Genomic DNA, 18,886 nt, shown 5'->3' on the forward strand with positions numbered 1-18,886 from the left:
ATCAAATGATTTTGCGCAACACGATGGCGAGGCAGCCGTTCTGCATCGAGGGCTGCCTGACTTCATAGCGCCCGGGCGGCAGCGGCACCGTTCGTTCGAAACGCCCTTGCGGCAGTTCCAGCCGGTGAATTTCGGCCGTGCGAAATTCCGGCGGCAGCAGACGCTCGCCGGCGATCACCAACGCGCCATTCTCGATCGTCACCCTTATGTCCTTCGGATCGACGCCGGGGAGGGCCGCGAGCGCAAACACTTCGCGATCTGTCTCGACGAGATCGACCGGCGGCTCCCAATTCGGCCGGCGGCTTTGGCTGGAAGCCAGCTGAAACAGCTGGCGATGCAGGCGGTCGGCCCGGGTGAGAACATCGACCGCGTCGGACCACATCCATGCCCGCGCGTCTTTCATGCGAAATCCTCCATGGGCGCGGCCGAGGAGAGCGGCCCGTCTTCGCCTTGCGTGAGGACGTTTTACGCCGCACGCGCCTTTGGCGCAAACCAAGCGGCGGCGGGGCCATTGAGGACGCCGTTACGGCGCCCGGGCCGCGCTGGACAGAAATGGTTGTCGCGCTGCGTCATGCGCTTTCGGCGCGCGCGCATGTGTGGTCCAATGCGACAATCACGCTTGCCGTTAGGGGAGCCGCCGCACCTCATGACGCTGCTTCGCTCCCTCATCTTGTTTTTTTTCATCGCGGCGGCGGCTTTCGCGGCCGCCGCAGCTTCCGCGCCGAGACCGTGGCGGGGCGCGCTCTATGGCGCGCCAGCCTATATTCCCGACCTCGACAAGCCCTTGCGCGCGGCTTTCATCATCAATACGACGCCGGCGGCGATGACGAACGAGGACTCCGACTGGCTCGCCCTCGCGGCGCAATTCAATGCCCTCGTCCTGTCGCTTCCGATCGATTACACGAAGCCCGACGCCGGCGCGCAAAGAATCCTCGATACGCTCGCGGCCGGATCGCGTCTCTTCGTCGACCATCCCGAGATTAAGAATCTCGGCGTCGTGCTGTTTGGCTTTTCGGCGGGTTCGGCCGGCGCCGCGCGCGCGGCCTCAAGTCCGCTTTTGTCCAATCCGGATCCGGACAAACCACCGCAGCGCGTTCTGGCGGTGATCAATCTCAACGAGATCGACGGGGGGGCCTATGAGGCGCCGATGTCGACGCCGCAATTGCTTTTGTCCGATGCAGGCGATCAATTCGGCGGACTCCTGACCCCGGTCGAATCGTCAAATCCGCCGATTTCGCACGACGCCTATGTGCGCAAACGCGCGGCCGGCGGGGCGCCGATCACCGTCGTCAATGAGCCCGGCCATTTTCATGGCGGCGCGCGCTATCGCTATCGCAACAGGGTCGACTACGGCTTCATGAGGGTCTGGCTCGAGGAGGTTTTGAAAGCGCGCCTGCCGTTGGAGCCGCCGCTCGCCGCGCCCGCGTTTGCGCCGAACTGGCGTGGCCATTCGGGCTGGCTCGGCGCCTATGACGTCGCAACCAACACGGCGAGCTTGCCATGGGGCGACGATGAGCGCATGGTCAATGTTGTGATAGCGCCGCGCGCGGATTACTCGGGCGATCGCCCCTTTATCTGGCTGCCTAGCGAGCGCGCTGCAAAAATCTGGCGAACCTATGCGGTTGAGGGCGTTTTGCCGCCGCGCGAGCCAGACCGGCCTATGATGGCGACCGACGCCTTTCTTCGCCCCGCCGATGACGTCAAGGATGGCAAGCGCGACATGCGCCTTCCGCCCTTTGCGGAGCCTGCGCGAGGGACGGGCGCGCTCGCGCCGTTGCTGTGCGAGCTGGCGCCGACGGAGGCCGGGGCGGCGCTGATCGCTTTTGACCGCGCTATTGTCTCGGGCGAGGCCAGCATCGAAGGCTTCGCCAAAGCGGATGGGCCGCCGCAAGTTTGGTCGAATGTTATGATTGTCCCGCTCAAGGCCGGGGCCGGCGCGAGATCGCTTAAAATCGCCTTGAGCCACGTCACGCCAAAAGACGGCGGCCCGCCGATCGATCTCACGCTTGCCGCGGCCTGTCGTTAAGTTTTTGAATTTGAATAAATTTTTGTCGATCGAACGAGCATTCGGTCGAAAAGCGCTCCGGGGCGCGTCGCCCCTGCCTACCTGAACGCGTCCGCGCCGCGCAATCGCATCAAAATCGAGGGAAGTGGGAAAGCCGCGCTTAGCCGGGGTCGATCTATGCTTCGGCTGAAATTAAGCATGAGCGCGTTTCGACCGACCAGGCGAGGCCGCCATTTCTGAGCGCGCAAATTGGGCGCGGGCGCGTTGGGCGCCGCCTGAACGGCGCCGCGGAGATTTGGGATGACTCATATCACTTTGATTCCGGCCGATCTGTTTGCCGCTCCGGCGCGAAGCCTTCCGGATATGCGCGGCGCGAAGGCGGAGCCGCAACCCTCGCTGTGGGACAGATTGCTGCGGCGGCCGGCGCCGGCTCCGCTCTCTTCCCCACGGGGGGCGGTCATCGAGACTTATGAGATCGCGCCGGGCGTCCTGTGGTTTCGCACCGCCGCGCGGAGCGGCTACAGGCTGTCGCCACGTCGCCAGAAGGCGCTGCCACGGTCGATGCGGACGGTAGACGGCTGGTACGAAGACATCACCGAATGGGCCGCTGTCGCTGTCGTCTTCGCAAACGTCTTTGACCAGTTGCCCGCCGGCGCCGAGGCCGGCGGTCGTTCTCTCTATGAGCTGGGCAAGGAAACCCTCAAGAACTGGAGGCCGGAAGCCTATGAGCGCTGGTTCGAAACCAGTCTCGATATGGATGAGATCTGGTCCTTGCCCGTCATGCAGTTTCACCGCCTGCACGCCGACCGCTGGATCGCGCTGGCCGCCTTCGGGGCCTCAGACGGCCCCGCCGTCGACGCCAGGCATTCGCGCCAGCATGTGCGCGCCAAACGCGGCGGCGATCCGCCTTACGGGGCGGCGATGGGTGCGCAGCGCGCGGAACTCCGCCGTTTCTCTGTCGAGATCGGGGAGCTTCATTTGGAACGCGGCAAGCCCTTTCTGGTTGATCCCGGGCGTCATCCGGAAATCACCATCGAGGAGGATATGATTTTGGCGTGATCCCTGCGCGCCGCCCGGCCCTTTGGCGGAAGCAGCCTCTCAATTTAAACCACGCGTCAAGCGTCAGCCTCACGTCTGGAACCGATCAATTCATGGCCAGTCTCGCCTCGCATATCCCGCAGACACAGGACGCCCCGACAATTTCCACGCCGGTCTTCACCGGGCTTGTGCGGGCGTTTGACGTGTTGCTTTTCCTTGCCGCCGCGGCGATCGCCGGCGCCTGGCTTGGCGGCGTCTTCGAGACGCAATTGCAGGGGCCTCTGGCGCAGGCGGCCATCATCGGCGCCGGCGCAGGCTGCATGGTGCTCGCGTCCGGGGGCGGCTACGCGATCGAGCGCCTGCGCTCTCTCAGATCGCAGCTCTGGCCGATTGTAAAGGCGGCAACCCTGGCGGGTGCGGCGGCGATCATCGGCCTCTTTTTCGTCGGCGCCGGGACGCAGGCGCCGCGCGCCTTCCCTTTTGTTTTCGCCTTCGCCGCGCTGCTGTTGCTCGCCGGGAGTCGCGTCGGTCTCGACATGCTGATGACGCGTTGGACCCGCGCCGGCCGTTTCCGGCGGCGGATCGCCGTCGTCGCGGTCAGCGAGTTCAGCCGCGAGTTCATCGAGCGTCTGCGGGCGGAGCCCGATGATTTTGAAATTGTCGGCGTCTATGACGATCGTCTGCGCTCCGGCCGCGTGCCGGGCGTTCACGCCAATGTGGTCGTGCGCGGTTCGGTCGCTGATCTCGTCCGCGACAGCCGGGCCGAGCGAATCGATGTGATCGCCGTAGCTTTGCCCCTTGGCGCCGCGGGGCGGATCGCCGATGTCCTGGAGCAGTTGAGCAGCACGGTCGCGGATGTCTGTCTGACGGCTGATCTCGCCGGCCTTGCCTACCACGGACATCAATTCGGCGCGGTCGGCGCCAATCCGGTGATCGCCATCGGAGAAAATCCGATGAAGGATTGGAGCGCCGCCAAGAAGATGTGCTTCGACTATGCGGCCGGGATTATTGCGCTCGTCATTTTATCGCCGCTGCTTGCCGTTCTTGCTCTTGCCGTCAAGCTGGACAGCCGCGGGCCGATCCTGTTTCGGCAGCCGCGTCTTGGCTTCAACAACCGCATGTTCGTCTGCTACAAATTCAGAACAATGTATGCGGATATGACGGATGTCATGGCGGACAAGCAGACGACCCGCGACGATCCGCGCATCACCCGCGTCGGGCGATGGATGCGCAAGCTCAGTTTCGATGAGTTGCCGCAGCTGCTCAATGTGTTGAATGGCACCATGTCCCTTGTCGGACCTCGGCCCCATGCGCCGAACACCAAGGCGGCCGACCGGCTCTTCGCAGAAGTGGTGCAGAAATACGCCCTGCGGCATCGGGTCAAGCCGGGCATTACGGGCTGGGCGCAGGTCAATGGCTGGCGTGGCGAGACGACGACCGTGGAGCAGGTCGAAAATCGCGTGCGATGCGATCTTTTCTATATCGACAATTGGTCGGTGTTGTTCGATCTCAAAATCGTCGTCATGACCGTCCTGCGGGAAATCCGCAGCCAGAATGCATTTTGACGAACCGCGCCGGACCGGAGCTACTTCCGCGCATCGGACGCGGAACGCGCCGGGGCCTTGACCAGCCAGCGGAGGGTGAGCGCGCCGGGGGACACCCCGCCTCGATCTGTTGGAATCGGGAGAAGCGGCGGGCGCTCGACGAAAGCAGCCGGAGGCTTTGCGCCCGTCAGGACGGCGCTGGTCGCTAAATCCATCGAAAAGCTGCGGCGATTGGCGATCGCCGATGGATCAAAGCGAAAATTTGAGGATCCGGGGTTCAAGGAGCTTGCGCTCAGCGAGCGGGCGCTCGAAGCGAACTGCGCCTGCGCGCGGTTCCTTGTCTTGTCCAGCGGTTGGCGCTGTCGTTGGAAACGAATGGACGCTTTCATCGGAATTTGCTCCGGTATCGTTCCCGGTTAGCGTGGCAGAGAAATGTCTGCCCTGGCGCTTTCCCCAAATTTCCTGTGTTGAATGCCTGCGCCGGCGTAAAGAAGGCCGCTCATGATGACGACGACGGCCCCGAAGGCGGCCAGCCAGCCGCATGCTTCGCGCCAGCACAGAATGCTGGCAAATGAAGGCCCTCCGATCATTTGTGCGCGCTGGTTCATGCTTTGCACTCCACAAGCCGTCTTAACCAACCATAGGAGTCGGCTATTTTTAGGTCACCCGAATAAATTCAAAACAAGCATGGGCTTATTCAATAAAACGATAAAAAATTCCTGCGCATCTGCTGGGAAATGCGCAGGAACGAGAACATAAGGACGTATTAAAAGAGATTTGCGAGCATTTTTGTTCCAGCACTCGCGATCAAAAAGGCCAGTAATAGCCTGCGCCGACGCCAATCAGCATTTAAGATCAAGAGAACCGACAGACGACTTGGGCGGCGTCACGACCTTGAAGCAGCCTGGCGATCTTCTCTCACTCTTATGACCCCTCGACGTCGAAGCCTTTGTGCTAAATCTCACCTCGCGAGACCGGGCGCTCTCGCGGGACAAGGCTATCGGAGATCAACAGAACCCCAGCGAGCGCAACCCTTGCTGTTCACGCCTCGCTTGCGTATGCAGAGAGGCGTGTCATTGTTTCTGTTAATCGGGGACCAGCAGGCCATTCGCCGCCCCGCAAGCCTCGCTTGGCGGCGACAAATCAGATCATTATCCGACGGCCGCCATTGCGTCCTTAGGACGTCCTTACGTTATTCTTAAGTTGGAGGCGGGACGTAGGTGCGCATCGAAAGGCGTCAGAAAGGGGAGAAGGTGGCGCGGCTGTCCTTCGATGGGTTTGTTCTCGACGCCGCCAACGCACTTTTATGGCGCGGGCAGGAGCGTGTCGCCCTGGCTCCGAAGCCTTTCGGCGTGCTTTGCTATCTGGTTGAACACGCGGGCGAACTCGTCACCAAGGACGAGCTTCTGGACGCCGTCTGGAACAATCTTCACGTCACTGAATCAAGTTTGAGCGTATCTATCAACGCCTTGCGCCTCGCTCTTGGCGACGACAGCAAGGCGCCGCGCTATGTCGAGACGGTGACGCGGCGGGGCTATCGCTTCATCGCGCCAGTTTCCATCGAGACCTCGGCCGAGCCGCAGGAGGCGCCGCGCGTAAGAGCCGCCGCCCCGATAAGGCCGCCGCGCCCGCATTGGTGGGTGGGCCGCGAAAGCGCGCTCGCAACCATGGAGCAATGGTTCGAACAGGCCGTCTGGAGCCGGCGCCAGACCGTTTTTATTACCGGCGAAGCCGGAATCGGCAAGACGACTTTCGCCGAAATGCTGGTCGACCGGCTCGCCAATCGGGATGTCGGCGTTCTCATTGGCCGCTGCATCGAGCATTTCGGCACGGATGAAGCGTTTCTGCCGCTAAACGAGGCGCTTTCCGACGGCTGCGCCGGACCGGACGGCGGTTTATTGCTGCAAACGCTGCGCGATCATGCGCCGACCTGGCTCGCCCAATTGCCCGGGCAGATCGAAGGCCGCGATCCCGCCGCCTTGAAAAGCGAGACCTTCGGCGCCTCGCGCGAGCGCATGCTGCGCGAATTCTGCGAACTGATGGAAGAGCTGAGCAAGGATCGGCCCTGGCTCATCATTCTTGAGGATCTGCACTGGAGCGACTACGCGACGCTCGACGTGCTGTCGCGCTTTGCCCAGCGCGATCAGGAGGCGGCGGTCATGGTCGTCGCCACCTATAGGCCGATCGACGTCGCCGTCGGCGGTCATCCGATGCGCGCCGTCCATCAGGAATTGCAGATCCACGGCCGCTGCTCGGAGATCGCCCTCAACAAATTGTCGCACGCCGAGGTCGAGCGTTATCTTGCCCTGCGGCTTGGCGACGCCGAGCTCGCGCTTTCGCTGGCGCCGATGGTCCTGCGGCGCACCGGCGGCCATCCGCTGTTCGTCGTGTCGCTTGTCGATTATTTCATCGATCAGGGCGAACTCATCACGGCGGAGGGGGGCTGGCGGCTTGCGCCGGGCAAGACCGTCTCGCAGGAGGGCATGCCGCGCGACCTGCATGAAATGATCGCGCGACAGATCGACCGTCTGCCCGCCGACGAGCAGCGACTGCTCGAGGCGGCGAGCGCGATCGGCGCGGAGTTTTCCGCCGCCGCAGTCGCCGGCGGCATGGGCAAGGCGCCCGAAGAGGTCGAACTCGCCTTCGAGGAGCTCGCGCGCAAGGGGCAGGTGCTGAGCGCGGACGGGATCTCCGAATGGCCTGATGGCACGGTCGCCGGCCGCTACGCCTTTTTGCACGCCCTTTACCAGGAGGTTCTTTACGACCGGCTTTCGCCGGCGCGCCGCGTCATGCTGCACCGGCAATTGGGGGCGACTCTCGAACGCGGATATGGCGCGCGGACATCGGAAATCGCCGCCGTGCTCGCCCTGCATTTCGAGGAAGGCCGCGATTTCGCGCGTACGGTGCGCTATCTCGCCGAAGCCGCCGACGGCTCGACCCGGCGCTTCAGCAATCAGGAGGCGGCGACCTATTTGACGCGCGCGCTGGGTCTTGTCGAGCGTCTGCCCGCCGGCGAGAACCGGCTTTCGGCCCGCCTCGAGCTTCTTAACAAGCGCGGCTGGGCGCGTCGTTCGGCGGGAGATCTGCCGGGCTCGCTCGCCGATATTTCGGTCATGGTCGTCTGCGCCGCGGAAGCGGGCCAGCCCGCCATCGAGGTCGCCGGACTGATGGATCTCAGCCGGTTTGGCCTTTATGTCGAACGCAGCCGCTGCCTCGAACTGGCGCGACAGGCGGTCGTCAAGAGCGAGTTGCTGGACGACGAGGTCCTGAAGGCGCTGATCCGCGGCAACAGCTCCAACCTCAATCTCCTGCTGGAGGGCTGGAGCGCCGAGCAGGCCGAGATCTGCTTTGAGGCGATGCGGATCACGGCAGACTCAAGGGATCCGCGCATCGTCCTGCGGCGCTGCTCGATTGATATGGTGCTTCAATACCTTACCTCGCAATACCGGGCCTGCTGCGAGAGGACCGGAGTCGCGCAGGCGATGGCCCAGGCGATCGGCGACGTCTATCTCTTCGCCATTTACAATATGCTCGAGGCTTTCGCCTATTTGCACCTTGGCGAATGGCGCCAGCTGCTGCAGAGCGCCAGCGCGGCGGTGGCGATGAGCCAGAGGAACGCCAATAGACAGGCGGCGGCGCTGGGCGAATTTTCGATCGCCTGGCTGCACGCGGAGGCGCTTGACTTTGCTGGCGCAAGGCGGCGTGGCGAGGCGATCATCGACGCCGATATTGAAAAGAACCCCTTCAATTTCTTTCTCGGCCGCAATCTGTTGTTCAAGGCTGCCATTGGCCTGCGCGATTATGACGAGGCGAAGGCCCAGCTCGATGCGATCCGGCGCAAGATCGACATCGAGGGCGTCTCGATGGATACCTCGTTCTATCCACATCATTATTTCTGCGTCTGCCGATACTGGCTGGAAATTGGCGATCTTCCGCGCGCAAGGGAAGAGGCGCTAAGGCTCAACGCCTATGCCACGCCGCAGCGGGAGCAGACCTATCTGGCGCTGTCGCACAGCATTCTCGGCGAAATCGCCGCGCTCGAAAACGCGCCGGAGGAGGCGGCCGCGCATTTCGCCAAGGGCGTCGAGATCGTCGAAGCCGGGGAGGCGCCGCTCGCCGCCTGGCGTCTCTTTCTGGCGTTCGCCGCCTTTCATCAGACGACCGGGAACGCCAGCGCGGCGGCGGCGCTGAAGGCGAGGGGCGAGACGATCGTCAATCGCCTTGCCGGCATGTTCGACGAACGCCATCCGCTGCGCGCCAGCCTGCTTGAAAACTACGAGGCGGAAACGCGGCGCGGGCCGCCTAATCCGGCAATTCCGCCAAATCTGCCGGTTCGACACGCGGACGCGCATTCTTCTCGTGTCGGAAACGGCTCGAGTCCTCATAAACCTTGAGGCGAAGCCGCATGATGGCGCCGAGCGGCCGGTGCGCCGCAAGTCCGCGCCAGGGCGTGAAGGAGAGCGTATCGTCGGCGTAAACCTGGCGGTCGGCGCTATAGGCGTCCTGGGGTCCAAGCGTGATCTTTGCGACCCCCACGGGCGGCGAAAGCGCATCGGACCATTCGACCGAGGCGTCCTCGACCGGCATCTGCGCAAGGTCGACGCAAAGCTGCGCTTGCAGCTCATATTCGGCGGTTTGCGTCTTGAAGAACTCGACGACGCGGTCGCGAAGGGTTGTGTCGGCTTCATCGGCGCGAACGCCGGTCAGCGCGCGTACAGACTCCGACAAAGGGGCGGCTCTCAGCTTGGCGATATAGCCGCCGAAACGGAGCGCCGCCATAGAGTGGAAGGTTTCGCCCAGAATGTGGTTCGGCGGCGCCGCCATCGCCTTCAAAAGAGTTGGCGGCGGCCCGGCAATCGTCGTCCATGCGGCTTTCAGCATGCGTCCGATCTCATTGGAGACCCGCAAAAGCTCATCCGGGGAATTGTCCGCCTTCTCGATCAAGCCTTGCACGCTGCGATATTTCGCTGGCGTGCCGAAATAGGTCGTGCTGTTGACGAGCAGAATATCCTGATTGCGTGACACATCCGCCGCGTCGAGCTTCGGCCCCTCGACTCCCAAAATCTTGATCGCCATGCCGCAATTGGATGGCGCGCGATCGCTGTGAATTTTGCCGGGGGCGGTCGAAAAGCGCACGATGACCGGATAGGTTTTCGGTTCCGCGAAGAGTCCCTGCCGCAGATGTTGCGGCAGGCCGTCATAGATTTTCAGCTCGCCCTTCAGCACGCCATGGCTTTTGGCGTGCGCCTGCCGGACTGCGTGGCGATAGCTCTCGAAGGTCGCTTTGCCGGCAGCGGCCGCCTTCTCGAGAATCTGCCGGATCACGGCGTCTTCGTCACCGGCGACAACCTCGACGCTGTCGCTGTAAGGAACATAGGGATGGTTCGGCATGGGCTTGCCAGTTGAAAAAAAGAGATCGACAATGGTTAGGTCATAGCAACGCAAAAGCGTAAAAACGCTGCATGTATTTCACCATCGAATCCATTTTGAATCAACCGGCGCTTTCACTGTCGCGTCTTCCGGGAAATCTGCCACCTGAGCGAGCGGGGCGATTAAACGGGAGCGACCGGGCAGGCGCGCAAATTTTCAAGGGATCGCCATGAGCCTGTCAACGCGCATTTCGGCGCCAATCCGCATCCTTCGCTTCGCTGCGGCGATTTCAGCCTGTCTTGGCGGCCCCTGTGCGGCGCAGGCGAAGGACCGCCCCCTCGTCTGGCTCGACCAGGGCAAGGATTGGGAGCAGGCCAGAACCGCTTTCTACAGCCAGGATCAGGGCTCGCGGATCATCGCGCTCGCCTGGCTCAAGGCGCTGAAGCGCGGCGACGGCAGCCTTTTTCTGGGGGATGGCCTGACGCGCTATGGTTATTTGCCCAATCCTGAAAACAGCAATGGTCTGCCGGTTGGATTCCACACCGCTTCTTTCGATCGCGTCGAATATGTCGGGATGACCTGCGCCGCGTGCCACACGCGGCAGATCTCCGTCGCGGAGAAGGATTACCGCATCGACGGCGGACCGGCGATCGTCGATTTTCAGAGTTTTCTGAGCGACCTTGACGCGGCGGTCGGCGCCGTCCTTGCGAGCGAACCGGCCTTCGCCGAGTTTGCCGCCGCGACGCTCGGCTCAGGCGCAAGGCCGGAGGCGATCACCGCCTTGCGCGCGCAAGTTGCCGATTGGTATTATCCATATCATACACTGATATCGATCGCGTTGAAGGATGTGAACTGGGGCTTCGGGCGGCTCGACGCTGTCTCGATGATCTTCAACCGCCTGACCGGCCTCGATCTCGGGGCTTCGCCACACTATGTGATCGAAGACAACATCAAGAAGGCCGATGCGCCGGTGCGCTATCCCTTCCTGTGGAACGCGGCGAAACAGGACAAGACGCAATGGCCGGGATTTTCCGACAATGGCAGCGATCTTCTTGGCCTGCCGCGCAATCTTGGCGAAGTGTTCGGCGTGTTCGCCATCTTTCATCCGCAGCCGAATGCGCCGCGATTCCTCAAATATGATTATGTCGCGAATAACTCCGCGAATTTTGACGGCCTGACCGCGCTCGAAACTTATATGAAGACGATCGAGCCGCCGCGCTGGCCCTGGAAAGTTGATCAGGCTCTTGTCAGCCAGGGCGCAGTCCTGTTCGAAGCGAACTGCGCGAAGTGCCACGGCAAACGCGACGGGCAGGTGCAATTCCCGAACGAGCCCACCTGGCGCACGACACTGCAAGATGCTGGCTCCGATCGGCGCGAATGGGACATTTTGCGCCGCACGGTCGACCCCGGCGTGTTGACGGGAGCTGAGATTCCCGGGCTCGTGAAGCCGCTCAAATTGGACGCCTATGCGGTGGACGTTCTCGCCGTCGCAGTGCTTGGCTCGATCGCGCAAAATTACGTCAAATTCCCCGCCAATCCTGTGGCGGGCTTCGGCCAATGGGTGGAGCTTCTGAAGCTCCGGCCCTCGCTCGCGGGGCTCGACGGCTTGTTCCAGTCGCTTCAGAATATTCGCAATCTAAGCAAGAATCTGGCCGATGCGACGCCAGGATATGAGGCGCGCGTGCTACAGGGAATCTGGGCCGCCGCGCCCTATCTGCACAATGGCTCGGTCGCGACGCTGAAGGATTTGCTCGAAACGCCGGACAAGCGCAAGGCGAGCTTCAAGGTCGGCCCGGCCTATGATGTTGAGGCGGTCGGCCTTGCCGCCGAGCAGCCGGCGGGCGCCTCGACATTGCAGACGACGGATTGCAGCGATCTCCACTCGGGCGAAAGCCGCTGCGGTCATGTCTATGGCGTCAATCTGGACGAGAACGACAAAAAGGCGTTGCTGGAATATCTCAAGACGCTGTGACGCTTGCGCGGCCGCCCTGCGGGCGCCACTTAGGGCGTCACACGTTGAGACGGGGGAGGTTTGAAATGCCGCAAGCGATCTGGAACGGCGTGACGATCGCCAAATCCGATGATGTCGTCATCGTCGAAGGCAATCATTATTTCCCCAAAGAGGATGTCCCGGCGCAATTTTTGAAGCCGAGCGCGACCACGACCATGTGCCCCTGGAAAGGCGTCGCGCATTACTACACGATCGTCGCCGGCGGCGCCGAAAATGCCGACGCCGCCTGGTATTATCCGGATCCGAAGCCGGCCGCGGCCGAGATCAAGGACAGGATCGCCTTCTGGAAAGGCGTCAAGATCAGCTGATCGAGGCGCCAAGAAAATCAGAGCGTCTTGTCGAGCAAGGATTCGATCCATTCGCTCTGTGTTTCTCCGATCGAGCGCCCGATCTCCTGCGGACCCTTGAAGCCGATGAGCGTGCTCTGCAAGGTGGCGCCAAAACGGCGCATAAGCTCTTTTTGCGTATCGAAATCGATGGTGAAAATTTGCAGTTCGTCGAAGCGCGGCAGGGCGCGCAGCCGTTCGATGATCGGCCTTTGCGCGGCGCAGGCGGGACACCAGGGCGCCGTGATCTCAACGAGAATCGGCTTGTCGGCTTTCTGCGCGGCTTCGAAGCTCTGCGCGTCGAACGGCGCCGGCGGTCCTCCAGCGCGCGCTGAGCCCGTGAGCGCGACCCCGGCATAGAACGCGCCGGCCAAGGCGAGGGCGCCTCCCAGCAGGGATCGTCGGGCGATCATCATATCATTCCTTCGACGACATCGGCGCCGGCCCGAACCTGGGTCATTTCGGCTGGTCGGCCGGGGCCGCCAACGCCCACACCGGATCCGGCGTAACGGTCACGGGTTCGCGTTCTGTCTGCCACCCCTCCAGCCCGTCGGGGTACCAATAGACCTCTTTGTAGCCGAACCCGACAAGACGCTTGGCGGCGTTCCAGCTGCCCCAGCATTCCGGGTGACAAAAGGTGATGATCGGCCGCTCGACGTCGCCGCCCGTCAGGGCCGCGACGCGGCTGCGGAACGATTCGGAAAATTGCGCGTCCGGCGTGCCGCTGCCGCCGCCCGGCATCCACACCGCTCCCGGAATCGATCGATGCGCCGGCATCCAGGGCGTCGTCTGCGACATCGAGGCCGGCCTTTTATCGGCGGGGCCGACATCCAGCAACACCGGGGTTTTCTCCTCGATCAGCCTGACGGCCTCAGCGGTGTCGAGAACGCGCGCGCCCTTGACGCTGTTTGGCGTATAGCCGCGCATAACGCCCTGCCAAAGACCGTCAGGCTCCGGCACATGACCGGGGCTGTCGGCGGCTCCGGTCAGCAACAGTGCGAGCGCGACCGTCGCAACGCAGCGCGCCGCCGATTCAGTTGCTGAGATGGGACGCCGCAAAACTCTTTTCCCAATGATCTTTTTCACTATCCGTGACAGCGACCTTGATCTCTCCCTGCGGCTTCAGGCCAAAGCCGATCACGGGATTACTCGCAAGCGAAATATCCGTTTCGAGGTCGAAGACCTTGTTGTCGCCGCTTGTGACGCTGATGGTCTGGATATAGCGCGCCGGCGTGTAGCCGCGCGTCTCCTGGTTGATCTGCATGCCGTTGAAATTGGGATGGCGCACCATCAAAGTCGCCCGCGCCGGCTTGTCAGAGGACTCATCGGCAAGCTTCAGCCTGATCTCGCCCATTCCCTTCATCGCCTCCTCATCCGACATGCCCATCGGCGCGGAGCAGCCGCCCGCCGCTTTGACGAATTGCACCGTCTCGTAAAGCGTCCCGTCCGCCGCCTCGGCGATGGCGTGCACATTGGTGTAGGAGTTAATGCGCACCCTGAGATTGATCTGACGCGGATCGGCGGCGGGACCAAAAGTGAAATGCGCGGCGACCGGCGACGGATTGTCGTCAATGATGAGATAAATGCCCTTAATCGGGATCTTGTCGGAGAGCGTCACGGTCATCGGCACTAGCGACGCATCAAGCGCGCGCTGCGGCGCGTCGAGCGAAATGACCGCTTCGCCATTCTGGCGGGCGCGATCCTGGAACATCGTCTTGGCGATATCCAGCCAGCGCGCATCGCGCTGAGCCGGATCGTCGCCGGCCGCCGCGCGGGCCGATGGCGCAGTAAAAGGCGCCGCCGCGAGAGCCGCGAAAGCGACGCCTAGCGAAAGCGCCAGTTTGAGCGCGAAAGTTGCCCGCATCGTCGTCTCCTCCATGGCAGTTTTTTGCAGCGCCGGATTCTTGCAGTCTGTTCCGCGCCGGTCTCCCGTTCATTCACCCTATCAGATGTGGCGCGGCGCTCCAAAAGGCAAGCCGCGGCGCGCCAGTCCGGCGGCGTCCTGCTCCTTCACGACGCCGCGTTGGCGAGCCAGGCCTTCGCTCCCGCCAGCGTGCGGAAATCATCGAGGCTGCGCGCCGGGGCGCCAAACGCGTCTCCCGCCATGGCGGCGAGCGCGCGTCCCGGCCCCAATTCGATAAACGCCGACGCGCCCGCTTCGAGGCAGGCTTCAAGACATCCGGCCCAGTCGATCGTCTGGGAGATCTGCGCCGAGAGCTTTTCGAGCGCGACCGGGACGCTCACCACGGGCGCGGCGTCGATCCCACTGACGAGGCGCAGAGCGGCGGACGGCCGGTTGGCGGGCGTCGCGGCGAGCGCTTCGGCGAAACGGGCGCTCGCCTGTTTGAGGCGCGGCGTGTGGGAGGCGACATTGACCTTGATCGCGCCAGCCTTCGCCGCGCCGAGATTTAAGGCCTCGGCGCAGAGCCCGCGCAGCGCCTCCTTCGTCCCGCCGAGCACGAACATCGCGCCGGGATTGACGATGGCGACGCTGGCCTCGAAGCGAAGGCACAGCGCGTCGATTGGCTCGCGCGCCAGACCGCGCACGAAAGCAAGGCCATCGTCGGGCCCGCTCGCCTCATTCATGAACAGCGCGCGGCGGCGGGCGAGATCGATCGTCGTTGTTTCCGAAAACAGACCGGCGCAACCCGCGGCGGCCAGCTCGCCGATGCTGTACCCGGCCAGCAACTGTCGCGCGCCGGCGACAATAAGCTCGTCCTTCAAAATCGCGAAGGCCGCGAGCGCCTGCGTCACGCAAAGAATCTGTCCCGCCACATTGGCGTGCAATTCGGCCTCGCTCGCCTCTTTGACAAAGCGGCGTGGATCGCGGCCATCCAGCGCCTGCGTCGCGGCTGCGAAAATATCCGCCGCTTCTGGCGCGTCGCCGGTCAAAGCGAACATGTCCGGGTGCTGCGTTCCCTGACCCGAGCAGAGGATAGCGAGCGTCATCGCCCGCTTTCCGGTGGAATGAAATCATTCGACTGGGAGGAAATCGGGCCGGATTCGAAAGGTCGAACGGATGGGTTCAATCTGGTCGGAAGCTGCTCGACCGCATGAACGAACAGGCTGAAGGCGAGAAGGTCGGCCGAGCCGCCGGGGCTGAGCCGTCTTGCGACAAAGGCCGCATGAATGCGCGCGGCTTCATCGCGCCAGTCCGCGGCGCCGACGCCGCCGCGCCGAAGAAAGCCGCGCGCCTCGCTTTGCGCAAAGGCGAGTCCGGCGGCGGCGGCCCTGTGCAGCAGATTCGTGTCTGTCACGCCGGCGATAAGCGCGAAGACGGCCTGAACCCGCGCGGCCTCGAAATCGCCGCCCGATCGTTTCAGGCCGTCGACCAGAGCCGGCGCGCCAGTTCGATAAACAGCCGGAAAGCCCGCCGCCGCCTCGCCGCGCGCGCCGCTCGCGCCAAATCTGCGGCGCGCCTCGGCTCCATGGCTGCGCAGCGGAACGGGACCCTCGGCAATCGCGCGTCCATAGCGGGCGCGCACGGTCAGGCCAAGCGGCGCCGCCGCGCCGGCGCCCGCTGCGGCGCAAAGCAGGCCGAGGCCGAAAATTGCGCCGCGATGCGTGTTGACGCCCGAGGTCGCCTTCAGCATGACGGCTTCGGCCGCGACGCCAATGGCGCGCAAACTGCCCATGTCCGCGCCCGCGGCGCCCGCCTCGGCGAGGGTGACGAAAAAGGGCTCGAGCGCGCGCGCGCTACGATGGAGCAAAGCGGCGTCCATGTCGCTATGGCTGCCATTGTCGATCTGGCTGACGAGGCCCGGCTTCGGATAGGTTTCGACCTCAAGATGCAGACAGGCGGCGGCGAGGGCGCCGAGTTCGCGCGGCGAGGGTTTTGCGCCCCTGTCAAGCGAAGGAGCAAGTCGAGGCGCATCCGCGCGAACAGCCAGCGCCCCGGTCACGAGACACGCCGCCTGAGCGAGGCCGCATCATCGCGACAGAGGAACGTCTCGCGCCGGCGCAGCGCGAGGCCGTCGTCCGCCTTGACCAGAACCTCCGCCGCTCCACCCGCCAGCTCGCGCCAATTGACGGCCTGACCGCTCCCGAGTCGCAGAAATTCGCCGTCGAGGCGGGTTGCCGAGTCGCTGTCGATCTGTTCGAGGCCATGAAGAAGGGCTTCAACGTCCGTCTCCGGCTGCAGGATGAAAAGCAGATCGAGGTCGGAGGCCAAGCCGAGATAGGTGAGGCCGGTGAGCTGCGACCAGGCGAGCGAGCCGAAGGTTCTGGCCTCGACGCCGAGGCGGCCGGAAAGCTGCAAGATCGCAGCGATTGGCTCGCGCCAGTCTTCCGGCGCAAAGTCGACGCAGTCAGCAAGAGATGGCGGCGGTTCAATGCGGCGAATCGACGAGGGCGCCAGAGCCAGCGCCAGGCGCAGCTTGCCGAAGGCGGGCGGCAGCGGCAGGCCGGCGGGAACTGCGCCCGCCGGATCGCCAGCGCCGCGCCGCCGCGCGATCAGCGGGCGTCCGCGGCTCGCCCATTCGGCGACGATCGGCGGGATTTCGCCCGGCGCGCCGGCCCGGCGCTCCGCCTGCGCAAATGCTGCGAGCGCGGCGGCAAAACCCTCCGGGCAGATCCGCAGCAGGGCGTGACGCCGGGGCGCGGACGGCGTTCCCCACGCGCAAACCGGCTCAGGCATCAGCTGCGGCCAGGCGTTCGATCTCGCGCGTGATGTCATAGGCCTTCGGCCGTCCGCCGCGCTCCTTGCCGATGAGGTCGCGGTCGTCTCCGGCCGCGGTTTTGCGTTGGAGAAGTTCGGACAATTGCGCGGCAAGCGATCTGGCCGGATCGAAGGTTTCCAGCACCGCCCCGGTTTTTGCCAGATTCTCGAGGCCGGGCGCGAACACAGGCGTCGATTTCGCCTTTTCCCGCAGCACGTCGATCGACAGTTTCGTCACGCGCGACATGGACGGCAAATCCATGACCTCGGGGTGGGCGCCGGGCAGGGCGACGAGCGTGCGCGTCGCCAGCGCCGTCGCGATGAAGGCGCCCGCCGCCGTGTGGCCGTAGAGCAGACCGATGGTGTGGATCCCGCTCATGTCGGCGAGGATGAGGCTTTTTGCGAGATGGGCGAGATATTCGGAGAGGCCGAGCAATTCGTCGCGCCGGCTCATGCGCTGGCTGTCGCTGTCGACGAGAACGACCAGCGGACCCTTATGGCCGGAGGCGATGGCGGCGAGCGCCGCGCCTGCCAGTTTTGCCGCGCCTTCAATGCCGAGGGGCGCCCCGTTGGCGACGCCAGTGACCAGGGCCTTGCCGCCGTCCGGCAGCGGCCCTTCGCCGGAAATCAACCCGTCGGCGTCGACTGCGACTTGATGGCCCGCTGGAAACAGCGAGGCGAGAATTTCATCGAGCGTCATCTGAATTCTCCGCAATCTGGTCGGCGAGCGCGATGAAATCATCTGCGTTCATCTCGGGGATGGCTTTCGGATCATTGGCGCCGAGGGCGGCCCAGATTTCGGTGGCGTCCTTGCAAGCGCCAAAGCGCTGCAACCTGCGTTCGAGCCGCGCCTGTTCCTTGTCCATCGCTGCGAGGTTGAACAAAGGCGCTTTCGCGACGAGGCTCAAGGCGGCGGCGCGAAAGCTTGCGACCGTATCATCCGCGAATTGCTGCGCGACGCCGATCAGCCTTCGGTGCTTGCCGCCCATGGTGCGCCAGACCAGCGCGCGGTCTTTCGAATCGAATTCCTCGACGCCCTTGTTGGTCTCGATCACTTCGGGGCCGGAGACGCTGATGCGGCCTTCTTCGGAGACCGCGAGGCCGCTGCAACAACCGGAGATCAGTCCGCCGCCGCCATAGCAGCCGGCGCGCCCGCCAATGAGGCCGATCACTTTGCCGCCGCCGGCGCGAAATTCGAGCATGGCGCGCATGATCTCGGCGATGGCGAGTTCGCCGGCGTTTGCCTCCTGCAGCCGGACGCCGCCGGTGTCGAAGGCGATCAGCACGGTGTTGATCCTCCCGCCCGAGGCATGGGCCGCGCGCAGCAGGCCGGTAAGCTTTGCGCCATGGACCTCGCCAAAGGCGCCGCCCATGAAGCGGCCTTCTTGAGCGGCGATCAAAACCGGCTCTCCCGCAAGCGTCCCGCGCCCGGCGACAAGCCCGTCGTCGAATTGCTTCGGCAAGTCGAAAATATCGAGATGCGGGCTCGACTCGCGCGCGGCGGGTCCGATGAATTCGGCGAAGGAGTGGGGGTCGAGCAATCCGGCGATGCGGGCTCTGGCGCTCGCCTCATACCAGCTGACGTCCGCCGGATGTTCGTTCAAGAGCGCGCTCAAGATTCGACCTCCTCGATGGTTCTGACCCCTTGCGCCAGCCGTAGCGCGACCGTGTCCGGCCGCGCGCCGCCGTCATTGATGGAGAGGCGCAACCCGCCCGGCGAATAGCGTTCGACGAAGTCACGGACCACAGCCGACCAGACCTCGCCAAAGCCATGCGCGGCGGTTGCGATGTCGATGCGGCACTCAAGCTCCGGCAACACGCGCTCGACCAGCACTTCGAGATTGCCGGAGGCGACGACGCCAACGAGAGCCTCATGCTTGGCGCCGCCGGCGGCTTGGCGCGCCTTGAGTTCAAAAGAGAGATTTTCCAAGGCCG

Annotated in this window: 18 protein-coding genes; 6 read left to right on the top strand and 12 right to left on the bottom strand. The window is 64.0% G+C overall.

What is annotated here, in order from left to right; translation table 11 throughout:
• Position 1: 1 nt before the first annotated feature.
• Positions 2 to 403 carry an Hsp20/alpha crystallin family protein gene (locus CR492_RS00200; protein ID WP_102841719.1) on the bottom strand — a complete coding sequence of 134 codons (402 nt, stop codon included), beginning with the start codon at positions 401 to 403 and terminating at the stop codon, positions 2 to 4.
• A gap of 243 nt (positions 404 to 646) precedes the next feature.
• On the opposite strand from CR492_RS00200, the gene CR492_RS00205 reads away from it, so the two are divergent.
• The 3 genes from CR492_RS00205 to CR492_RS00215 all read left to right on the top strand — a co-directional run bounded on the left by CR492_RS00205 (position 647) and on the right by CR492_RS00215 (position 4,608).
• The gene (locus CR492_RS00205) at positions 647 to 2,026 is read left to right on the top strand and encodes a hypothetical protein (RefSeq protein WP_102841720.1); all 1,380 of its coding nucleotides are present in this window, start codon (positions 647 to 649) and stop codon (positions 2,024 to 2,026) included.
• A 279-nt stretch (positions 2,027 to 2,305) separates the two neighbouring features.
• Entirely contained in the window at positions 2,306 to 3,064 is a 759-nt protein-coding gene (locus tag CR492_RS00210; RefSeq protein ID WP_102841721.1) for a DUF7007 domain-containing protein, read from the top strand.
• A 92-nt stretch (positions 3,065 to 3,156) separates the two neighbouring features.
• Positions 3,157 to 4,608: an undecaprenyl-phosphate glucose phosphotransferase gene (locus tag CR492_RS00215; protein ID WP_102841722.1), complete on the top strand. Its 1,452-nt coding sequence runs from the start codon at positions 3,157 to 3,159 to the stop codon at positions 4,606 to 4,608.
• Between the two features lie 395 nt (positions 4,609 to 5,003).
• Here the strand turns inward: CR492_RS00215 and CR492_RS20325 are convergent, their stop codons facing one another.
• A complete protein-coding gene (locus tag CR492_RS20325) occupies positions 5,004 to 5,195 on the bottom strand; it encodes a hypothetical protein (protein WP_146030120.1) in 192 nt (63 codons plus the stop codon).
• 612 nt (positions 5,196 to 5,807) lie between these two features.
• Between CR492_RS20325 and CR492_RS00225 the strand changes: the two genes are divergently transcribed.
• Entirely contained in the window at positions 5,808 to 8,981 is a 3,174-nt protein-coding gene (locus tag CR492_RS00225; protein ID WP_102841724.1) for an ATP-binding protein, read from the top strand.
• Here CR492_RS00225 and CR492_RS00230 read toward each other — a convergent pair.
• Positions 8,890 to 9,978, bottom strand: a complete 1,089-nt coding sequence (locus tag CR492_RS00230; protein ID WP_102842284.1) for a catalase family protein — start codon at positions 9,976 to 9,978, stop codon at positions 8,890 to 8,892. The two genes, CR492_RS00225 and CR492_RS00230, sit on opposite strands and share 92 nt — an antisense overlap.
• A 208-nt stretch (positions 9,979 to 10,186) precedes the next feature.
• Between CR492_RS00230 and CR492_RS00235 the strand changes: the two genes are divergently transcribed.
• Positions 10,187 to 11,929 carry a di-heme-cytochrome C peroxidase gene (locus CR492_RS00235; protein WP_102841725.1) on the top strand — a complete coding sequence of 581 codons (1,743 nt, stop codon included), beginning with the start codon at positions 10,187 to 10,189 and terminating at the stop codon, positions 11,927 to 11,929.
• A 65-nt stretch (positions 11,930 to 11,994) separates the two neighbouring features.
• Positions 11,995 to 12,276, top strand: coding sequence for a DUF427 domain-containing protein (locus tag CR492_RS00240; RefSeq protein ID WP_102841726.1), 282 nt, complete (start codon positions 11,995 to 11,997; stop codon positions 12,274 to 12,276).
• A 17-nt stretch (positions 12,277 to 12,293) separates the two neighbouring features.
• Here CR492_RS00240 and CR492_RS00245 read toward each other — a convergent pair whose 3' ends face one another.
• The 9 genes from CR492_RS00245 to mdcC form a co-directional block, all read right to left on the bottom strand.
• Positions 12,294 to 12,710, bottom strand: coding sequence for a thioredoxin family protein (locus tag CR492_RS00245; RefSeq protein ID WP_102841727.1), 417 nt, complete (start codon positions 12,708 to 12,710; stop codon positions 12,294 to 12,296).
• A 40-nt stretch (positions 12,711 to 12,750) separates the two neighbouring features.
• On the bottom strand, positions 12,751 to 13,353 hold the full coding sequence (locus tag CR492_RS00250; protein WP_102841728.1) for a rhodanese-like domain-containing protein: 603 nt from the start codon (positions 13,351 to 13,353) through the stop codon (positions 12,751 to 12,753).
• Positions 13,328 to 14,158 carry a quinoprotein dehydrogenase-associated SoxYZ-like carrier gene (locus CR492_RS00255; protein ID WP_102842285.1) on the bottom strand — a complete coding sequence of 277 codons (831 nt, stop codon included), beginning with the start codon at positions 14,156 to 14,158 and terminating at the stop codon, positions 13,328 to 13,330. The genes CR492_RS00250 and CR492_RS00255 overlap by 26 nt, the downstream gene beginning before the upstream one ends.
• A gap of 146 nt (positions 14,159 to 14,304) precedes the next feature.
• On the bottom strand, positions 14,305 to 15,243 hold the full coding sequence (locus CR492_RS00260; RefSeq protein WP_102841729.1) for an ACP S-malonyltransferase: 939 nt from the start codon (positions 15,241 to 15,243) through the stop codon (positions 14,305 to 14,307).
• On the bottom strand, positions 15,240 to 16,196 hold the full coding sequence (mdcB, locus tag CR492_RS00265; protein WP_102841730.1) for a triphosphoribosyl-dephospho-CoA synthase MdcB: 957 nt from the start codon (positions 16,194 to 16,196) through the stop codon (positions 15,240 to 15,242). The genes CR492_RS00260 and mdcB overlap by 4 nt, the downstream gene beginning before the upstream one ends.
• Entirely contained in the window at positions 16,193 to 16,930 is a 738-nt protein-coding gene (gene mdcG / locus CR492_RS00270; RefSeq protein WP_180982375.1) for a malonate decarboxylase holo-[acyl-carrier-protein] synthase, read from the bottom strand. Before mdcG ends, mdcB begins: the two co-directional genes overlap by 4 nt.
• The gene (locus CR492_RS00275; RefSeq protein WP_102841732.1) at positions 16,923 to 17,651 is read right to left on the bottom strand and encodes a biotin-independent malonate decarboxylase subunit gamma; all 729 of its coding nucleotides are present in this window, start codon (positions 17,649 to 17,651) and stop codon (positions 16,923 to 16,925) included. The genes mdcG and CR492_RS00275 overlap by 8 nt, the downstream gene beginning before the upstream one ends.
• Positions 17,638 to 18,567 carry a biotin-independent malonate decarboxylase subunit beta gene (locus tag CR492_RS00280; RefSeq protein ID WP_210200224.1) on the bottom strand — a complete coding sequence of 310 codons (930 nt, stop codon included), beginning with the start codon at positions 18,565 to 18,567 and terminating at the stop codon, positions 17,638 to 17,640. Before CR492_RS00280 ends, CR492_RS00275 begins: the two co-directional genes overlap by 14 nt.
• Positions 18,564 to 18,881, bottom strand: coding sequence for a malonate decarboxylase acyl carrier protein (gene mdcC, locus CR492_RS00285; protein WP_102841734.1), 318 nt, complete (start codon positions 18,879 to 18,881; stop codon positions 18,564 to 18,566). The genes CR492_RS00280 and mdcC overlap by 4 nt, the downstream gene beginning before the upstream one ends.
• Between the last annotated feature and the right edge of the window lie 5 nt (positions 18,882 to 18,886).

The organism is Methylocella silvestris, from assembly GCF_002891535.1.
GTDB classification, from domain to species: domain Bacteria; phylum Pseudomonadota; class Alphaproteobacteria; order Rhizobiales; family Beijerinckiaceae; genus Methylocapsa; species Methylocapsa silvestris_A.